Origin of the sequence: Verrucomicrobium spinosum DSM 4136 = JCM 18804, assembly GCF_000172155.1 — a bacterium.
Lineage (GTDB): Bacteria > Verrucomicrobiota > Verrucomicrobiia > Verrucomicrobiales > Verrucomicrobiaceae > Verrucomicrobium > Verrucomicrobium spinosum.
Map to the genome: position 1 here is coordinate 6,868,706 of NZ_ABIZ01000001.1, position 14,916 is coordinate 6,883,621.

14 protein-coding genes are annotated in these 14,916 nt (G+C 61.1%); 3 read left to right on the forward strand and 11 right to left on the reverse strand.

What is annotated here, in order from left to right; all coding sequences use genetic code 11:
- Position 1: 1 nt before the first annotated feature.
- From VSP_RS27900 to VSP_RS27935, 8 genes are all read right to left on the reverse strand, one after another.
- Complete coding sequence (locus tag VSP_RS27900) at positions 2–676, reverse strand: hypothetical protein (protein ID WP_009964879.1); 675 nt, start codon at positions 674–676, stop codon at positions 2–4.
- Positions 677–1,840, reverse strand: coding sequence for a hypothetical protein (locus VSP_RS27905; protein WP_009964880.1), 1,164 nt, complete (start codon positions 1,838–1,840; stop codon positions 677–679).
- 3 nt (positions 1,841–1,843) lie between these two features.
- Entirely contained in the window at positions 1,844–2,812 is a 969-nt protein-coding gene (locus VSP_RS27910) for a hypothetical protein (RefSeq protein ID WP_009964881.1), read from the reverse strand.
- A 13-nt stretch (positions 2,813–2,825) separates the two neighbouring features.
- A complete protein-coding gene (locus tag VSP_RS27915) occupies positions 2,826–3,437 on the reverse strand; it encodes a hypothetical protein (protein ID WP_009964882.1) in 612 nt (203 codons plus the stop codon).
- A 34-nt stretch (positions 3,438–3,471) separates the two neighbouring features.
- The gene (locus tag VSP_RS27920) at positions 3,472–4,131 is read right to left on the reverse strand and encodes a hypothetical protein (protein WP_009964884.1); all 660 of its coding nucleotides are present in this window, start codon (positions 4,129–4,131) and stop codon (positions 3,472–3,474) included.
- Positions 4,132–4,198: 67 nt separating this feature from the next.
- Positions 4,199–5,710 (reverse strand): major capsid protein, encoded by a 1,512-nt coding sequence (locus VSP_RS27925; protein ID WP_009964886.1) that lies wholly within the window; start codon positions 5,708–5,710, stop codon positions 4,199–4,201.
- Between the two features lie 58 nt (positions 5,711–5,768).
- On the reverse strand, positions 5,769–6,941 hold the full coding sequence (locus VSP_RS27930) for a hypothetical protein (RefSeq protein WP_029190819.1): 1,173 nt from the start codon (positions 6,939–6,941) through the stop codon (positions 5,769–5,771).
- A 271-nt stretch (positions 6,942–7,212) separates the two neighbouring features.
- Entirely contained in the window at positions 7,213–7,809 is a 597-nt protein-coding gene (locus tag VSP_RS27935) for a hypothetical protein (protein WP_009964889.1), read from the reverse strand.
- Between the two features lie 125 nt (positions 7,810–7,934).
- Here VSP_RS27935 and VSP_RS42705 point away from each other — a divergent pair, with 125 nt between their 5' ends.
- The 3 genes from VSP_RS42705 to VSP_RS43255 all read left to right on the forward strand — a co-directional run bounded on the left by VSP_RS42705 (position 7,935) and on the right by VSP_RS43255 (position 12,163).
- Entirely contained in the window at positions 7,935–8,579 is a 645-nt protein-coding gene (locus VSP_RS42705) for a hypothetical protein (RefSeq protein ID WP_157211102.1), read from the forward strand.
- Positions 8,580–10,012: 1,433 nt separating this feature from the next.
- Positions 10,013–11,560, forward strand: coding sequence for an NACHT domain-containing protein (locus VSP_RS27950; RefSeq protein WP_009964892.1), 1,548 nt, complete (start codon positions 10,013–10,015; stop codon positions 11,558–11,560).
- A gap of 39 nt (positions 11,561–11,599) precedes the next feature.
- Positions 11,600–12,163 carry a hypothetical protein gene (locus VSP_RS43255; protein WP_009964893.1) on the forward strand — a complete coding sequence of 188 codons (564 nt, stop codon included), beginning with the start codon at positions 11,600–11,602 and terminating at the stop codon, positions 12,161–12,163.
- Between the two features lie 81 nt (positions 12,164–12,244).
- On the opposite strand, the gene VSP_RS27960 is transcribed toward VSP_RS43255, so the two are convergent.
- From VSP_RS27960 to VSP_RS37720, 3 genes are read right to left on the reverse strand one after another with little or no spacing between them, the layout of a single operon-like run.
- Positions 12,245–13,570, reverse strand: coding sequence for a replicative DNA helicase (locus VSP_RS27960; protein WP_009964895.1), 1,326 nt, complete (start codon positions 13,568–13,570; stop codon positions 12,245–12,247).
- Positions 13,567–14,421, reverse strand: coding sequence for a YdaU family protein (locus VSP_RS40135; RefSeq protein ID WP_009964896.1), 855 nt, complete (start codon positions 14,419–14,421; stop codon positions 13,567–13,569). Before VSP_RS40135 ends, VSP_RS27960 begins: the two co-directional genes overlap by 4 nt.
- Positions 14,422–14,916, reverse strand: coding sequence for a RusA family crossover junction endodeoxyribonuclease (locus VSP_RS37720; protein WP_009964897.1), 495 nt, complete (start codon positions 14,914–14,916; stop codon positions 14,422–14,424).

The window sequence follows — 14,916 nt, forward strand, 5'->3', positions numbered from 1 at the left end:
CCTAGTTAAACGTCACCAGCCACGTCCAGTGCCTCAGGTAGGGGTCAGACCCACAGGTAAGCTCCCCAGCCGGGCGGCTCGTGGCCAGCGTCTGCTTCGGCACCACGCTCAGTTGCCCGCAACCGGTGGCCCGATGCACCTTCACGTACTCGCCAGATCCCGTCGTACCCCTCACCACCACCGCCACCAGGATGTCGCACGACGATGGCGGCGTGCCTTCGTTCACGGGAATGGGGTCGGGGGCCGTGGAGACCAGGGCATACACGGCGTTGGTCACATCCGCGCCAGAAGCGGTGCAGGAAAGCACCAGGTAGGTCACTCCTGAAGGAATGGCGAAGCTCTTCGTTTCTGCACCGGCGAAAGTGTTGCTGGGCAGCCAGCCGTTGATGGTCCCCAGGGGGGATCGCTGATACAACACCCATACCCCGCCGCCGTTGTCCCGCGCCGCCCAGTTAAACGGGCATTGCTCCGTGACGGTGGAGGCCTGTCGTTGCCGCGACCGCTGCGGGCTGGGCTCGATCTGCAGGAACGGTTCAGACAACAACTGGTCCGCTTCATAGAGCGGAGCCCTCCCGCTGGCAACCAGCTCCTGCCGCCGCGCATGGTCCTCCCGCTCCTCGGCGATCGCCTGGGCTATCTTTGCACGGCTCGGGATCTGGGGCAGGGATTCGTCCATTTACTCAAGAGTGATTTTCAGGATTTCCCGCCTCCACAAGCCATAGCGCCAGCGGCTGATCTGCTCTCCGATGACCACCTCCGAGCCGATCGCCGCCAGATAGGCAGAGGCACTCGGAGTGGTGTTCGCAAAGGTGACCGACTCCGTCCCAAGGCCCCCGGAGGAGGAAAGCGTGGCCCCGTCCACCAGGACACTGCGGAACTCCACATCGAAGAGCACCCCATTGTAAACAATGTCCTCCGGGACGATCTGGTAGATGCTGGCCGGGCTCGGCTGGGACGAGTGAAACGTCACCTCCACCTTCCCGCGGGCCCGCTTTCGAAAACCCGTCCGGATCCGTGGATGATAGACCCACCGGTCCCCGATCAAAACCCCGCTGGCGAAGTTGTGCGCGAGCACGATTGCAGGGAACATAAAGGTCACCCACGTGGGGAAGCTATATCCTGAGGGGGACGTGCCAATGTTGCGGTCCACCTTGAGCTGGAAGTCGCTGCCCAGTTCCTTGTAAGTGATCTCGTGGCCTGCAGGCTGGTTTGCGGACGGTGTCACGTACGGGATGATCTGCCGGGAGATGGAGACCCGGTCCAGCGTCTCCGGGTCGTACTCGTAGTCCACCGCCACCGACAGTGTTTCATAGACCCGCACGATGGAGGCGATCGGTCCCCTCCTTGTCATCACCTCTTTGGTAAGCTTGGCCTGCGTGATGAGCGGATGTGCCGTGCCCTTGGGCGGCTTCGTGTAGCTGTCCGGGTTCACCACATCGAAGCGCCACTCGATCAGAGGCTCCACGCTGGAGTACTCGTCACTGATCACGGCACCATCCTTGGCCAGCAGATTCGGCCAAGTCCCCACCTCGGGGAACGCCAGACAGAAGGCTTGGAGGTCGAGCCGATAAAGCAGCACCCAGTTATCGTGGGAATCATCGCCACCGGTGCTGTACGCATCCACCAGGATGAGATAGGCACACTTGGGGTGCACCGCGCCAGGCACACACTTGGGCGGCACCGTGTGACTGGCAGCCGCCGGATACTTCGGGCTCGCCTTCGTCCGTGGGATCGTCTCCTGCTCAGTGTAGAGACGGTCAAAGGGGGTGCCCTTGCTGGAGAGCTCCACCGCCGCGCTGTCACGCAGCTCTTGGGCAATGTCCTTGTAAGATCTGGCCATGAATCAGTGTCCGGGCTGGAGAAACACGCCAGAGGCTCCCTGTGGCTTCATCTGCCTGGCGATGGCATAGGCCGCCTCATACTGTCGCTTGATCTCACCTACGGCGTTGTCATTGCGGAAGAGAGGACTGCCAGTGAAGCGTTGCCGGGCAATCGGTTGGAAGATCGTCTGCACCAGGTCAGGGCGTAGCGGAATATTCGTACCGGGATCTGCATACCCTGGCGAGCCGCCGTGTACATCCGCCAGTGTGTATCGCGGTGGGGAGATGCGCGCCCGGTAGTGCAGGATCATCTCCGCGTTCGGCATCGGCCCCAGACGGATCCGGGAAGCAGCGGCCACTGCCGAGACCACATAGTTGGTATCTGCCCAGTAGAACCGGGGCGCAGGTTCAGTCCCCGTCCTTCTCACGGCCGCGCTTCGGTTGGTCATACGGCCATAGTCTTCCTGGGGCCAGTACTCATAGACGGAGGCCTGCAGGTCAGACAGGTTGTTCACCGGAGCCAATTCATGCCCATCCGCAACAGACACCGGCCGCAACACCTGCAGCACATCACTCCCTGCCGTCACGCAATCGCAATAGATGATCGCAGAGACGTTGGAGCCCGCACTGTGCACGATTGGGTGCAGCAGCGTCACCGTGGTGCCAGACCGGCTCACGATCTCATTCCAGGGATCTCCCGGTAGCTGGATGGAGCAGCCGAGCATCCAGTCCTGCCAGGGCGCATCAAGAGTGAAGGTCGATAGCCCCGCTGTCAGGGTTGGGATGGTCACCGTCGTCGGCGCATAGATCCGCGCCCCGCGGCGGGCCCTGAACTGCCACAGCGGCCCCAGCGTCGCCAGCTCCGTCAACGCGCCATTGATCGCCGCCAGGCAAGCAGGCAGCGGATCATCTTCCCCGTTGGCGGCGGGAATCGTGCGCTGCTCCGGCGTCAGGTACCCGAGCAGATCGTTGACGGACTGGCGGACGGTCATGGCCACAGGGGGTTTACATTGCGGCCGTCCGGCTCACTTCGTTGAAGTTGGTGCCATCGTAGATGAACTGCACCACGAAGACCTTCGCATCCGCAGTACCAGTGGCCAGGGTGCCTGTGGCCTTGAAGTTCGTGCCAAACGTCAAGGTATGGCTGGAGATCCCCGAAGTGAGGATCCGGATGAAATAACTTCGGCCCGGCACCGCCCCCGTCTTCACCGCATTGATGGTCTCGTTCTGGGCCGGTGTCAGCAGGTAGCACGAGACACTTGAGGCCGGCGCAAACGACACCGTGGCAGCCGCCGCCAGCGTGGCCGTGGATTGGAGGCCCACCGTGCCAGTACCGTCCGGGAACGTCCAACTGCGGCGCGCCGTCGGGTTGGTGATGATAAAGGAGGCGCTGAAGGCATCCTTCTTCGAGCCCTCGAACTCGAGCTTGCCGTCCTTCGCCTTCACCACCAGGTCACCGGAGGCATCCAGCAGGCCACGGGCCAGGGACGAGATGGGCGGTTCTACACCTCCCTTCTCTTTCACCTCTTTGGCGGCAGCTTCCACTTGGGGAACGGCCTGCGCAGAGATGACGGAGGCAAAGGACGCGAGTGCGAGAATGGGAAACAGTGATTTCATGATGGGAACTTTGATGATTGCGTGGATGGGCAGATTACTCGTCAGACGCTGAGTCCGGTGCCGGAGATTCGGCACAGTCCACCCAGCTTCCGCTCTTGATGACAAGGCCCGACCCCTCGGTTTCGATGAGGCTGCGCACCACTTCGGGGTCCACGTGGAGCTCGTCGGCCAGGCGCTTGAGCCTTGTGGGCCGGATGCTTTTGAATACCGCGCGCACCTTGGCGATGTCAGGCACCACGGCCACCTTGCCCTCGTCCAGAGGCACCTCCGGGACCGTGGAGTCCTTGGAAACAACCTGGCTGCCATTGCCCTCCCGTTCCGGCGCACCAGGCGCACCAGGCACTCTCGGAGCCGGTCGGAGCTCCAGCGCCGATGGTTCGGGCTGCCCAGCGGCAGACCCTCCCACCTCCACATCGACGATGATCGAATGCATGAGACGCTGGTCCAACACCTCACGGGCCAGGGCGAGCTTGTCCATCTGCCACAGAGAAAGCGGAATGCTCAGCACATGGCACGAGAGCGCCCTGCTGTACTCAAACCGGAACACCCGGTTCGTTCTGCCCCCCATGCGGAAGGCAGACAGGTTGCCCACAGCCAACATTCGCATCGTGACGATGGGCTCACCAGGCTTTGCATACGGCAGGAGGGTTTTCGTACTGATTTCCAGGGGAAGCTGCGCGAATCGGGTGATCATAGCTCAGAAGATTGGGAGAAAGGCCGCGCCTCTCGGAAAGGCGCGGCCAGTCTGGTGAACGTCTTACTTACAGTGCAGGCACTTCCAGACCCGGGTGCTGGATGCCGACTTCCATCAGGCCGTAGCCGTACGTCTTCCCATCGGTGCGCTTGGTCGGCGCCTGACCGAAGATCGACTCAAACCCGCGACCATGAACGAATTCATAGTCCCGCGACTGGCTGATCATCGTATCCGTCTGGCCGTATCCACGGAGGGCAGCCCCCTTGCCGAAGAAGAAGCCATGCCCGATCGGCATGCCGTTGGCGTTCGCCGGGATGATGTAGGCACCCACCTGGAAGCTGTCAGTGTAGTTGAAGTCACCATTGGTATTGGCACCACCACCCACACCTCCAGGAGCCGGCACATGGTCCCACGTGTCCCCCGTCGCATCGAGGTTCCCCAGCGTGGCGCTGCCAATGGTCGAGGTACCCGCTCCATCAGGCGACAGGATCCCCGTCAGAGTGATCTGGTTGCCATTGTTGCCCGTGCCCGTGTACCGCACAAAGCCAACGCTGCCATCAGGGTTCACCAGCCACGCATAGTACACACCAGCGTCCGGATTCGCCTGTTGGCCCTCGTACCACTGGTAGTCATAGCCGGGGAACCACTCAAAGTAGCGGTGCCGCGTGTTCGAGCTGTTCACGATCAGCTTGCAGCTCGACTGGGCGCTGTCCACACTGAACGCCGTTCCCAGGATCGCCAGCGGTGCCGTCGGATCGCTGATGTGGTCGTCCACATCAGGGATGATCAACACATGCTCGAAGAGAGCAATGTTCATCCAGTCCACCAGGCGCCCGGTAAAGAGCGGATTCTGATCCCCGCGCTCGATGGAGTTTCCCAGAGCATTCTGGTAGCTCGTCGAGTTGCGGATCTCCGTCATCGCCACATCCGGCATGTAGGCGATGTGCCGGTGCACCGGTGACCCCACCTTGTTCTTGGAGACATTGATCGGTCGTGCTCCCAGACGCTGCACCTGCGGCTTCGTCGTGATCAGGAACGAGGGCGACATCGTGTCCGCCGCCGTGATCGCGTCACGGGTCTTGCGCCCATTCGGCCGCACCACGTTGCCATTGGCCAGGCGGATCAGCGCCATCTTCATGTCGTACATGCGATGGCGGCCCAGCTTGACCTTCAGCTTGTTGATGCAGTGCTCGTCCAGATCCGCCCCAGCCGCCAGGAACTTGCGCTCCTTCTTGGTAATCTCATGAGCATCGCGGAAATAATCGACGGTGAGATGGTAGTTGCTGTACTTGGCCGTGCTGGTGTTCCCAGTCAGCTCCTCCTCACCGCGCACACCAGGGCCTGCCAGGTCAGATTGCACGGTAAAGGTCATCTGCTGCCCGCCAAACTTGGTCAGGTCGCGTTTGACATAGAAGACAGACTCCGAATCCTCGGGCCCCTCGAACATCTTGAAGTCATCGTAGGCGGCAGCACCGCTTTCCAACTTCTTCGCATACAGTTTCCCTTTGGCATCGCTTGCCGTTGCCAGCACATCAGAGAGCGTCTCGACGCTGGCATTGGCGTTGTAAGTTCCAGGCATGATATTTAGAAATTAAGGTCAAACCGCGGCACAGAGGGGCACGTCCGAAGCCATTGAATTACCGACGCAGGAGACCGGCGCGCTCACGGGCTTTGATCCCGGCAAGCACTTCGTCCACCTGATCCTCAGACAAGGCGTCCATTGCTGAGAGAGCCTCCTCAACGCTCATGGCCGGTGTGCCAGGAGGAGTCGGGGAGGACAACGCTCCTCGAACCCTGGACTCCTGTGCAGGAGGCCTGGGGAACGGGGTTGCAGTGGCAGAGTGAGCTGCTGCCTTGAATCTGGCGGCCACACGTTCAGTGAGCTTGAGCGGCCAGTCCGACCCTTCCAAGATGGGATCCCTCCGATGCTCCGCCAGGTCGCGAGCGTCTTGCAGTGCCTCGAGGAATTCGGGGTTGGCGAATTGCTCAGGGTACCGCCTGGTGGCTTCGGTGACGTGGTGGGCCTCTTGTTGGGACCAATTGAGATGGTGGGACTGTTCGGCCTTGAACTCCGCCTCGGCGTCTCTGAGCTCAAGCTTCGCATCCAACAGGTCGCGGTTCGCTCTGAGGAGCCCTACGCTATCAAAAGCGGTTGCGGCAGCCTCTTGCTTGGCCTCGATGTCGGCAATGCGTTGCTGGATCTCCTTGACCTTCGGCGATGACTCAGGGCTTGGCTCCACCTTCGCTTCCGCGGACGCCGCTTCAGCAGACTTGGGGGTCTGGGAAGCACGGGCTTCTTCAAAGGTGTTGAACCTGCCTTCCTTGACCGCCTGGATGGCGTCGGCAACGGCCTTGCGTTCCTTCGGGGGCAGAGCCCGCAGAGAAATGCGCGTGGGACCGTCTTCGTCGCTCTCAAGGTCAGACTTGGGAGGTGTGAGCGCTGCTTGTCGGGCAGACGCAGGCGTCTGAGGGTTCGGTGCTGGCTCCGGCAGGTTGAGGACCTTGGCCACGGCTTGAAGGTCGCCGGAAGCTAGCGCTTCGATCTCCGCGTTCGACATACGGGCCACGACCTCATCCGGAATGCTGGCGATGATCTCGTCCAGGCTGGCGTTCTCGGGGAGCTTGATCGCAGGGCGGCTGTCTGCAGGAGGGGTGTCAGACTTCACTTCTGCCGACGCAGCAGCTTGCATGACCTCCGAAGGCGTGATCGCGGCATCGGGGGCTGGCGTGGCGGCTGTGACTTCAGACGAAGGTGACGAATACGGATACGGCAGCGGTTCTTCACCTGCTGCAGAGGGAGTTGATTCCATGCATGGGTTTTACCCTCACGGCATGGGAATGGTAGCCTGCCTGCCCCGACTTGGAGCCAACTCGCCATCGACTTTCACAGATTGATTCACCTACGAGACCACGCTCCCCAGATCCGCAGGGTTCAGCCTCCCCTCCGTGACGTTTCTTCTGACGGTTCGCGGAGATACCAGCGTGAGCCTGGCTTATGGCATCCCGCCCGAACCCGCAGAGCCGGGCCTGCCCGCATGGCTGTTGGGCCACGACTTGAACGACTCTGCGCACTTTGGCCATTTACCTGGCGGCTGCCTGGCCAACTTCGGTGGCCTCTATCAGGTGTCCCCCATGCCCCGGCAGCCTCTTGAGCAGGTCCCTCGCCCGCTTGGTCGCCCCCATGCGGGCATTCGTGTTCGCGGGCGGCTTCTCCGTGCCCTCGAGGTCGCTGTCCAGCTTGATCGCCCGGAGCTTGTCCACCATCTTCACCCGGATCTGCCGGGTCGTCGTGGTGTTCCCGCTCTTGTCCGTACGCTCGTTCTCCGTGATGGTGAGCTCCTGCATGCACCAGGGCGGCAGTTGCCTCACCTTGGCGATGTCCAGCGCGCCCTTTTCATCCATCAGAGTCACCACGTTCACCCGGGCGATGTCCGCCAGCATCCGCCGCTTCTCATGCAGGCTCAGGTAAGCCTCCGCCTGCATTCGTTGCGCCATCTCCTCCCGGATCTCTTTCACCCGGGCGGCAACCTTGGGCGTGGACAGGAGCTCCGATGCACTCCCACTGGAGACTGCCACCGAGCAGCGAGGGTACAACTCCCTGTAGGCAGCGGCAGCCATCGCCCCCGCGGCCACCCGCAGGGCGAAGGTTTCATGACGGATGTTGGTGAGGGTTGGCATAGGAGCGCGGAGTACAACTTGGGGAGAATGAAACCTTGGCTCTATTCTAGCATATCACAGAAGTTTTGCACAAAGTCCCGAGTCGTGATGTCACAAAGCCAAGGTGCTCACATTAACTTTGCTCTATGAACATCAAAAATACCTTTGGCCTGGTCATCGTATCTTTTTCAACCTTGGTCTCGGTTGATCATCTGCCCGCCCAAGGTTCTCCGATCGAAGTTGTTCCGCCAGACCCGAAAGCGAAGGTCATGGGTGGCGCTGCACAACAAGTGCTCAATGTTTTTGAAGGTGTGCGTCGAATGGGAAATGACAAAGTCGTTGAACACAAGGTAGATCAAGTCAAGCCGGAAGCGGAAGCTTACCTCAAATCCAATCCTGACCACGTGGTCCGTGTGACTGTTCAGGTTGATTCTGACAAAAAGGGAGGTGGCACGACCCAATATTCATCGCGTGAACCCGTTGTTGAGAAGGGTGAATCCATTGACAAGATCGAAGCTGAACGCCAGCACAACGCCCAACAGCATGGCACCATTGGCGCGAGTCCACCCGATGGCCATAGCCCGGAAAAACAGGCAGTGTACGTGTATAGATTGAAGGACGGAAATGTCGAGAAACAACCTTCTAGCTCCCCAACCCGGACAACGTTGCGAAGGAACGGCAGAAGCTTGAAGCCGCGCAAAAGGCGGCGGACGATAAACTTGCAAACAGCGGCTCTGCTTCAAAGGCACCTGACAAACAAGCTCCTGCCAAAAAGGACAGCCCTCCTGTAGAACCTCGAGCCCTTCGTGCATCTGAGGGTCCTAGAACCAATAGTGGCTCACGGCAATCAGGTGGTGAAAAGCCATCTATGGCATCCAGGCCGTCCAGCGCGGATCGGTCACAAGCGGACCGCAGATCATCGGGGGGCGAGGGAGCGGGCAGAAACTCTGGAACTAGCGAGACCCGCTCCGTAGGCGATCCTGATGCCGGGGGACGCGGCGTTAGACTCACACCTGGGGACTAGTGTGCTTGCCCGCGGCTCGGAGGGCTGTAGGCCGGACCTCATCAAGCCTGCCCACGACGAACATCCCTGAATGACCCCGGGCCTACAGCCCTCAACATCTAAACCCAATGCCAACCTTGGGCGTTGCCCAAGGCTGCCATCACGCCGGGCTTTCAGCCCTCAGCTCGCTCGCCAGAGGGAGATCATCGGTGACGCCTCACCAGCTTTTTCCCTGATGGCATTGGTCCCGCATGCGGGACGGAACTCCAACCACGTCGCGAAAGTTGTGAGAGGGTTAGATGAGGCTATCGCGCTGGTGGCGTTGGAGGTGCCAGGGGTAGATGGATGCGGGTGGGTGTGGAGACGTTGCAGAAGCTTCTGTGGGGTTGGATGCAGGGAGCGGGACCATCCACCCAGCGCGCTGGGCAAGATGCGAACAGCGAGATGGAGTGAACAAGTCCTCTAAACGAGATCGCAGCAGGGTTGGAGTTCCGCCTTTAGGCGGGGTATTGTGAGCCCGGGACAAAGATGACGTGATAGGATTCTCGACTGACCCGCCTAAGGACCAATGCCATCAGGGGAAAAGATTGGTCCGAGCGATCAACTCTGTTGCATGATGAAACTGAGGACCAACGGTCCGGCGTCATACCAGCCTGGGGCAGCGCCCCAGGTGCTGGGTTCAAAGAGAATCGGAGGGCTGTAGGCCCGGCCTCATCAAGCCTGCCCACGACGAGCATCCCTGAATGCCCCCGGGCCTACAGCCCTCAAGGGTAGTTTGGCCATCTATCCCTGGGGCGTTGCCCCAGGCTGGTATGAACCCGGACCTTCGGCCCTTCTGAATGGGGCTCACCAGTTACAGTCGTGCCGGTTGCACCATCGCGGCTCCGAGGCGCGCCAAGGCAAAACAGCAAGACGATGCGTTTTCCCTGATGGCATTGGCCTTTAGGCGGGGTATTGTGAGCCGGGGACAAAGATGACGCGATAGGATTTCTCGACTGACCCGCCTAAAGACCAATGCCATCAGGGGAAAAGATTGGTCCGAGCGATCAACTCCGTGGCATGATGTAACTGAGGACCAACGGTCCGGTGTCATACCAGCCTGGGGCAGCGCCCCAGGATATGGGCTCAAGGAGAATCGGAGGGCTGTAGGCCCTGCCCGGGCAATTTACTTTTTTTCTCCTTGCGCTTGCCATCGGGCTGAACCCTGGTCAACGATAGAGCATGGCTGAACTCCTCACCACGGCAACTGTCGCCTTGACCAACTTCGTCTGGACGCAGTTGGAGAAGTATGTGCCTCTGCTGTACAAGAAAATCGGGGAGGAGGTCAAGCTAAGGAGCGCCATCCACACGTACCTGAGCCGCTACCAGGACGCCTATGGGAGCATCAAACCCATCGGCATGACCTCCCCCATTCCGTTGGAGAAAATCTATACGGAGGTCCAGTTCACCACGGAGGATCTGCGCCGCCACTTCTGCGAAGGGGCGCTGGAAAGGTCCGCGCTGCGCGACTTGCGTCATCTGATCGATAAAAGCAAAATCGAGACGCTGCATGGGATCGACGCCGCCAATCGCTTTCAGCGCCTCCTGGTGGTGGGGCATCCGGGCGGGGGGAAAAGCACCTACCTGCGCCGGGTAGGCTGGGAGTGCCTGCGCAGCCACGGCATCCTGAAAGAGAGGCATTCAGGCAAGGCTCGCTATGAGCATGCCTTGCTGCCTGTGCTGCTGGAGATGAAACGCTTCCGTAGTGGAGAAAGCACCACGCTGATCGAACTGCTGACAAACGAGCTGGTGAATTGCGGCTTCCCAGAGAGCGAGGCCATGGTGGAGGGCCTCTTGGAAGCAGGCAAACTCCTCATCCTGCTGGATGCTCTGGATGAGGTGGCCCAGGATCGGGTGGAGTCCACCGTAGAGCAGGCGCTGGAGCTGGTGAGGCGCTACCCCGAGTGCCGCTTCATCATCTCCTGCCGGGTCGCGTTCCAGCACGACTACTTCAGCAACTTCCAGGATGTGACCCTGCTGGACTTCACGGATGGTCAAATCGACCACTTCATCACCAACTGGTTCTCCAGCGCGGAGCAAAGGGCGGAAAAAATTGCGGAGAGATTCATCCGGCAACTGCATGATCAGGAACACGCCGCCACGCTGGAGCTGGCACGCAGCCCCGTCCTCCTGGGCTACCTGTGCATGGTCTATGACCGCACGCTCACCCCCTTCACCAATCGGGCAGAGATCTACCGCCGTGCTCTGGATATCTACCTGGAGGAATGGAATGCCCGCGAGCTCAAAAAAGCCCACGCCGGTCGTGTGCATGCCATGCTGCCCCATGAGACGGAGCTCCGCATGCTGGCCCACATCGCCTACCACGCCCTCAAGCAGGAGAAATTCTTCCTCACCAAGGATGAATGGATGAATGCCATCCAGGGCTACGTTTCTGGCCTCGTCGAGAAGCCCAAGGGGGTCTCTCCCGCCGACCTCCTAAATGGCATCGCGGTGAGCCAGGGATTGGTGGTGCAGCGCACCCACCTTGACTGGTCCTTCTCCCACCTCACCCTGCAGGAGTACCTGGCCGCCTTTCATATCGATCAGGCCGACCTCATCGAGGAGACGGTAGAGTGCCATCTGGGCGAGGATCGGTGGCTGGAGGTGTTCCTCATCCTGGCCGGCATGCGACCGGCACGCCTGCTGCGGGCGATGGTCCGCATCGCCAATTTACGTGTCCACTCTGCCAATCCAGGCTGGGCGTCATGGTGCAGACACCTGCAGTCTTAGAAAACGGCAGAGGTAGGGAGCAGCAACGCGCTCCTGACGGTGCAAACGGTAGGCCTAAGTATTTACCTTGCCCTCGCCCGCGGCCTTGACATCGCCCGCGACCGCGACCGCGACCTCGCCCGCGACCTCGCCCGCGCCCGCGACCGCGACCGCGCCCGCGACCGCGCCCTCGACCTCGACCTCGACCTCGCCCGCGCCCTCGCCCTCGACCTCGACCTCGACCTCGACCTCGACCTCGATCTCGTCCTCACCCTCGACCTCGCCCTCGCCCTCGCCCTCGACCTCGACCTCGACCTCGTCCGAGACCTCGACCTCGTCCGGCTTATCGACAGCGTCAATCGCTCAACCCGCCAGGTCACATTGAAGGCCCAAAATGACGTGGTCACGCTCACTCGCCTCCTCGAATCCAATCCGAACGGTCGTCAGGATCGTCTCCGCCAGCATCTGGAAGACCTGCAGCTTTCCCCGCTGCAAAGCAATGCGGTAAGACAGTACCTGGGCAATGTTCGCTTCATCCTGGCCTGCAAGAAAGCCGCCGTCCGCATCATCCGCCAGGAGGACTGGCAGAAGGTGCAGGATCAGTTCTATTTGCCGCCCCCCTGACCGCGCCCTCACCCGATGCCGGTGCCCTGACTCAGCCCTCGTTCACCTCTGCCTTGGCAGTTTCTCTGCCCCATCTAAGCACTACTGCCTCACCACCCCCATCTCCCGCTCCTCAAAGCAGAAGCTCGCCCCTTCCAGCCTGATGGGCAGCAAGTGCCCGCGCGGGCCATTGCGGTTCTTCGCCACCCGTAGCCCGCCTTCCTTCTTCACTGCCTTCCGCGTCACAGGATCCCTCGTCTCCCCCGCTTGCTCGATGAAGAGCACGTTGGAGGCATCCTGACCCGGGGCCCGGCTGTCCAATGTCTTGCCATCGTCATTGAGCTGCGAGAGCACGACGACCGCGATGCCGTTGGCCGCCGAGACATCCCGCTTGAGAGTCCGGGAGATGTAGGCCACCTGATCGGACCGCTTGGCTCCGAAGTCCTTGGCCGTCGGCACCAGTTGCAAGTAGTCCACCACCACCAGCTTCAGGTTCGCGTTGCGGCGCTTCATCGCCCGCGTCTCCGCCACGATCTGCTCTACAGTCCAGGTGGGCTCGCAACGGAGGTGCAGGCCGAAGTTCATCATCTCCCCCACCGCCTTGGACACCCGCCTTGCCTCCCCCTGCTGGAGCGGATGGTGTTGAGGAAAGAACACCTTCTTGCTCTCCAACTGGCTGCGGGAAGATACCAGCCGGTCAATGGTCTCTGTGTCATCCATCTCGTACATGAACCAGAGCACGTCCCCCCCGTGCACCAGCGTGTCTTCCACCAGGCCCTGCGCCAGTGAGCTCTTGCCGTCAGAGGGATAGCCGGCAATCAACCACATCCTCGGGGTGATCCCTCCGAAGGTCGCGTTCCAACTGCGCCACCGGGTGGGGATGCCGGTCTCCACCTGGCCGAGGGCCCGCGCCTCCCAGACGTTCGTGTATTCCATGAGCTTCTCCTTGAAGGTGCCCTGGCAGGTCTGCTCCTGGGCCGCGATTTCATAGAACCTCTCCCCCGCTGCATCCACCAGCACATCCGCGTCACCGTGGCCCACCTCCTGCACTGACTGCAGCACCTCGGTACAGGCCTCGATGACCTTCCGAAGCTTCAGCTTCTGCTTCAGGATGTCGCGATAGTAGTCGTAGTGCGCAGGCGTCGGGACAAACGCGTACAGCTCTGCCAGCGTCGCCGGCCCGCCGATCTTGTCCATGAGCCCCATGTCCATGAAGAACACGGACATGGCCGGCAATTCAGTCGGCCGCTCCTCAGCCACCATGGTCTTGATCGTCTGGAAGATCAGCCGGTTGGCCGGGTGGTAGAAGTGCTCATCCTTGAGCTCGAGCTGGGCTTCCAACGCGACATCATGCCGGCAGATCATGCAGGAGAGCACACCTCGCTCAGCGTCGTCGGAGAATGGAATCTGGATGTCTTGCAGGGTCATAGCTTGAAGCTCGCGCGTTGGGGTTCAGCCGCATGATTCCCGCGTCCCACAGGCAGCGGCCGGGCCTGCAGTTCTGTCCTGATCGCGTTCCAGTGATCGCAGAGTCCAGCGATGGTTGCGGCTCGCTTGGATGCGGAGGCGTAGGTGTCCTCATGGGTTCTGGCCCACGCGGACTCAGCCACTTCGAGAAACGTCTCCACGCCCTCTCTGCTGCGTTGGAGGAAGTTGCGCAGTCTCACGGCGTCTTTCCCCTGGAAGTCATACCGGAAGCCATGGAACTCCTCAAACCGCGGCCCCCAAGCCTGGGTGATGGCGTGATGGCGGGGGTCAGAAGTGCCGTCTGGCTTGAGCGGCTTCCCCGGAGGGGGCGAAATTCCCCCTGCTCCTCCATCCCCCCCGGCAGGGGGGTTAGGGGGGATCAGTTGGTTCTTGGTTACTGGTTCTTGGTTAGGGTTTAGGTTGGGATCCCTTTCGGTTGCTCGTTGGGTTATCGAACCGGAACCCACCGGGTTTTCATCCGGTTTCCTTTTGGGCGGCCTTCCCCCTTTCGCCCCGTTCACCCTGTTGGCCTCTGACTTGCGTTCGTACTTTTCCAGTTCGTCATCGATCCTCTTGTGACGCAGTTCCCCATTCTCCTCGCGGAAGAACAGCCGCGCCACCGTCTTCACAGCCTCACGCTCAGCTTTGGTGATGGCTCGACAGATCCGACAGAGCATGTCCGCAGATGCTGGCAGCGGCCGCTCAGAGACGTAGTAGGCGTCCATCAGAAGCCTGTAAGCCCCGTGCTCCGTGACGGACAACTGCGCGGTGTCCCGGTTATAGTCGCCAACGTGGTGCTGGTAGTAGTGCATTCAGATGAGGTGGGGATTTGCCCTTGTCGTGTTGGGCGCGGTGTCAAATGGGTGGGAGGCGAGCTCCTCGATCTCCACCAGGCACCCCGCAGAGCAGGAGTCCGCGTAGCGCTTCTTTTGCCCGCCATCGACCACCTGGGCATCATCGCGCCAGACGATTCCCGTCAGGGCGTCTTCGGTGGACCGCGCCAGCTTGAGGGCATCCGGCCTGGTGATGGGGAAAGCCGGCGCAGACGGGAGTAGCCCACGCTTCCCGTGGTGCCCCTTGGGCCGCGGCATGAAGAACGTGAACGTCACCCTCAACGCCCCGGTAAGCACCTCGCCTTTGAAGTGCTCGTGTGCTGCCCAGCCCACTGCAGTCCGCCAGTCTTTGTTCTTCTGGCCCGCGGCATCAACAAGGATCGCCCGCTTCGTTTTCTTGCCGATCCCGACGAAGCGTTTCGATCCGCCCGGCGCAGGCACACCCGGAATGAAGAATGAGAGTCGTTGGTTCAT

What these genes read in the sequence shown, in the direction of transcription:
- VSP_RS27930 (WP_029190819.1), bottom strand. Translation starts at nt 6,941, where the DNA reads ATGGAATCAACTCCCTCTGCAGCAGGTGAAGAACCGCTGCCGTATCCG.
- VSP_RS27925 (WP_009964886.1), bottom strand. Translation starts at nt 5,710, where the DNA reads ATGCCTGGAACTTACAACGCCAATGCCAGCGTCGAGACGCTCTCTGAT.
- VSP_RS27935 (WP_009964889.1), bottom strand. Translation starts at nt 7,809, where the DNA reads ATGCCAACCCTCACCAACATCCGTCATGAAACCTTCGCCCTGCGGGTG.
- VSP_RS27900 (WP_009964879.1), bottom strand. Translation starts at nt 676, where the DNA reads ATGGACGAATCCCTGCCCCAGATCCCGAGCCGTGCAAAGATAGCCCAG.
- VSP_RS40135 (WP_009964896.1), bottom strand. Translation starts at nt 14,421, where the DNA reads ATGCACTACTACCAGCACCACGTTGGCGACTATAACCGGGACACCGCG.
- VSP_RS27905 (WP_009964880.1), bottom strand. Translation starts at nt 1,840, where the DNA reads ATGGCCAGATCTTACAAGGACATTGCCCAAGAGCTGCGTGACAGCGCG.
- VSP_RS42705 (WP_157211102.1), top strand. Translation starts at nt 7,935, where the DNA reads ATGAACATCAAAAATACCTTTGGCCTGGTCATCGTATCTTTTTCAACC.
- VSP_RS27910 (WP_009964881.1), bottom strand. Translation starts at nt 2,812, where the DNA reads ATGACCGTCCGCCAGTCCGTCAACGATCTGCTCGGGTACCTGACGCCG.
- VSP_RS27960 (WP_009964895.1), bottom strand. Translation starts at nt 13,570, where the DNA reads ATGACCCTGCAAGACATCCAGATTCCATTCTCCGACGACGCTGAGCGA.
- VSP_RS27950 (WP_009964892.1), top strand. Translation starts at nt 10,013, where the DNA reads ATGGCTGAACTCCTCACCACGGCAACTGTCGCCTTGACCAACTTCGTC.
- VSP_RS27920 (WP_009964884.1), bottom strand. Translation starts at nt 4,131, where the DNA reads ATGATCACCCGATTCGCGCAGCTTCCCCTGGAAATCAGTACGAAAACC.
- VSP_RS37720 (WP_009964897.1), bottom strand. Translation starts at nt 14,916, where the DNA reads ATGAACCAACGACTCTCATTCTTCATTCCGGGTGTGCCTGCGCCGGGC.
- VSP_RS27915 (WP_009964882.1), bottom strand. Translation starts at nt 3,437, where the DNA reads ATGAAATCACTGTTTCCCATTCTCGCACTCGCGTCCTTTGCCTCCGTC.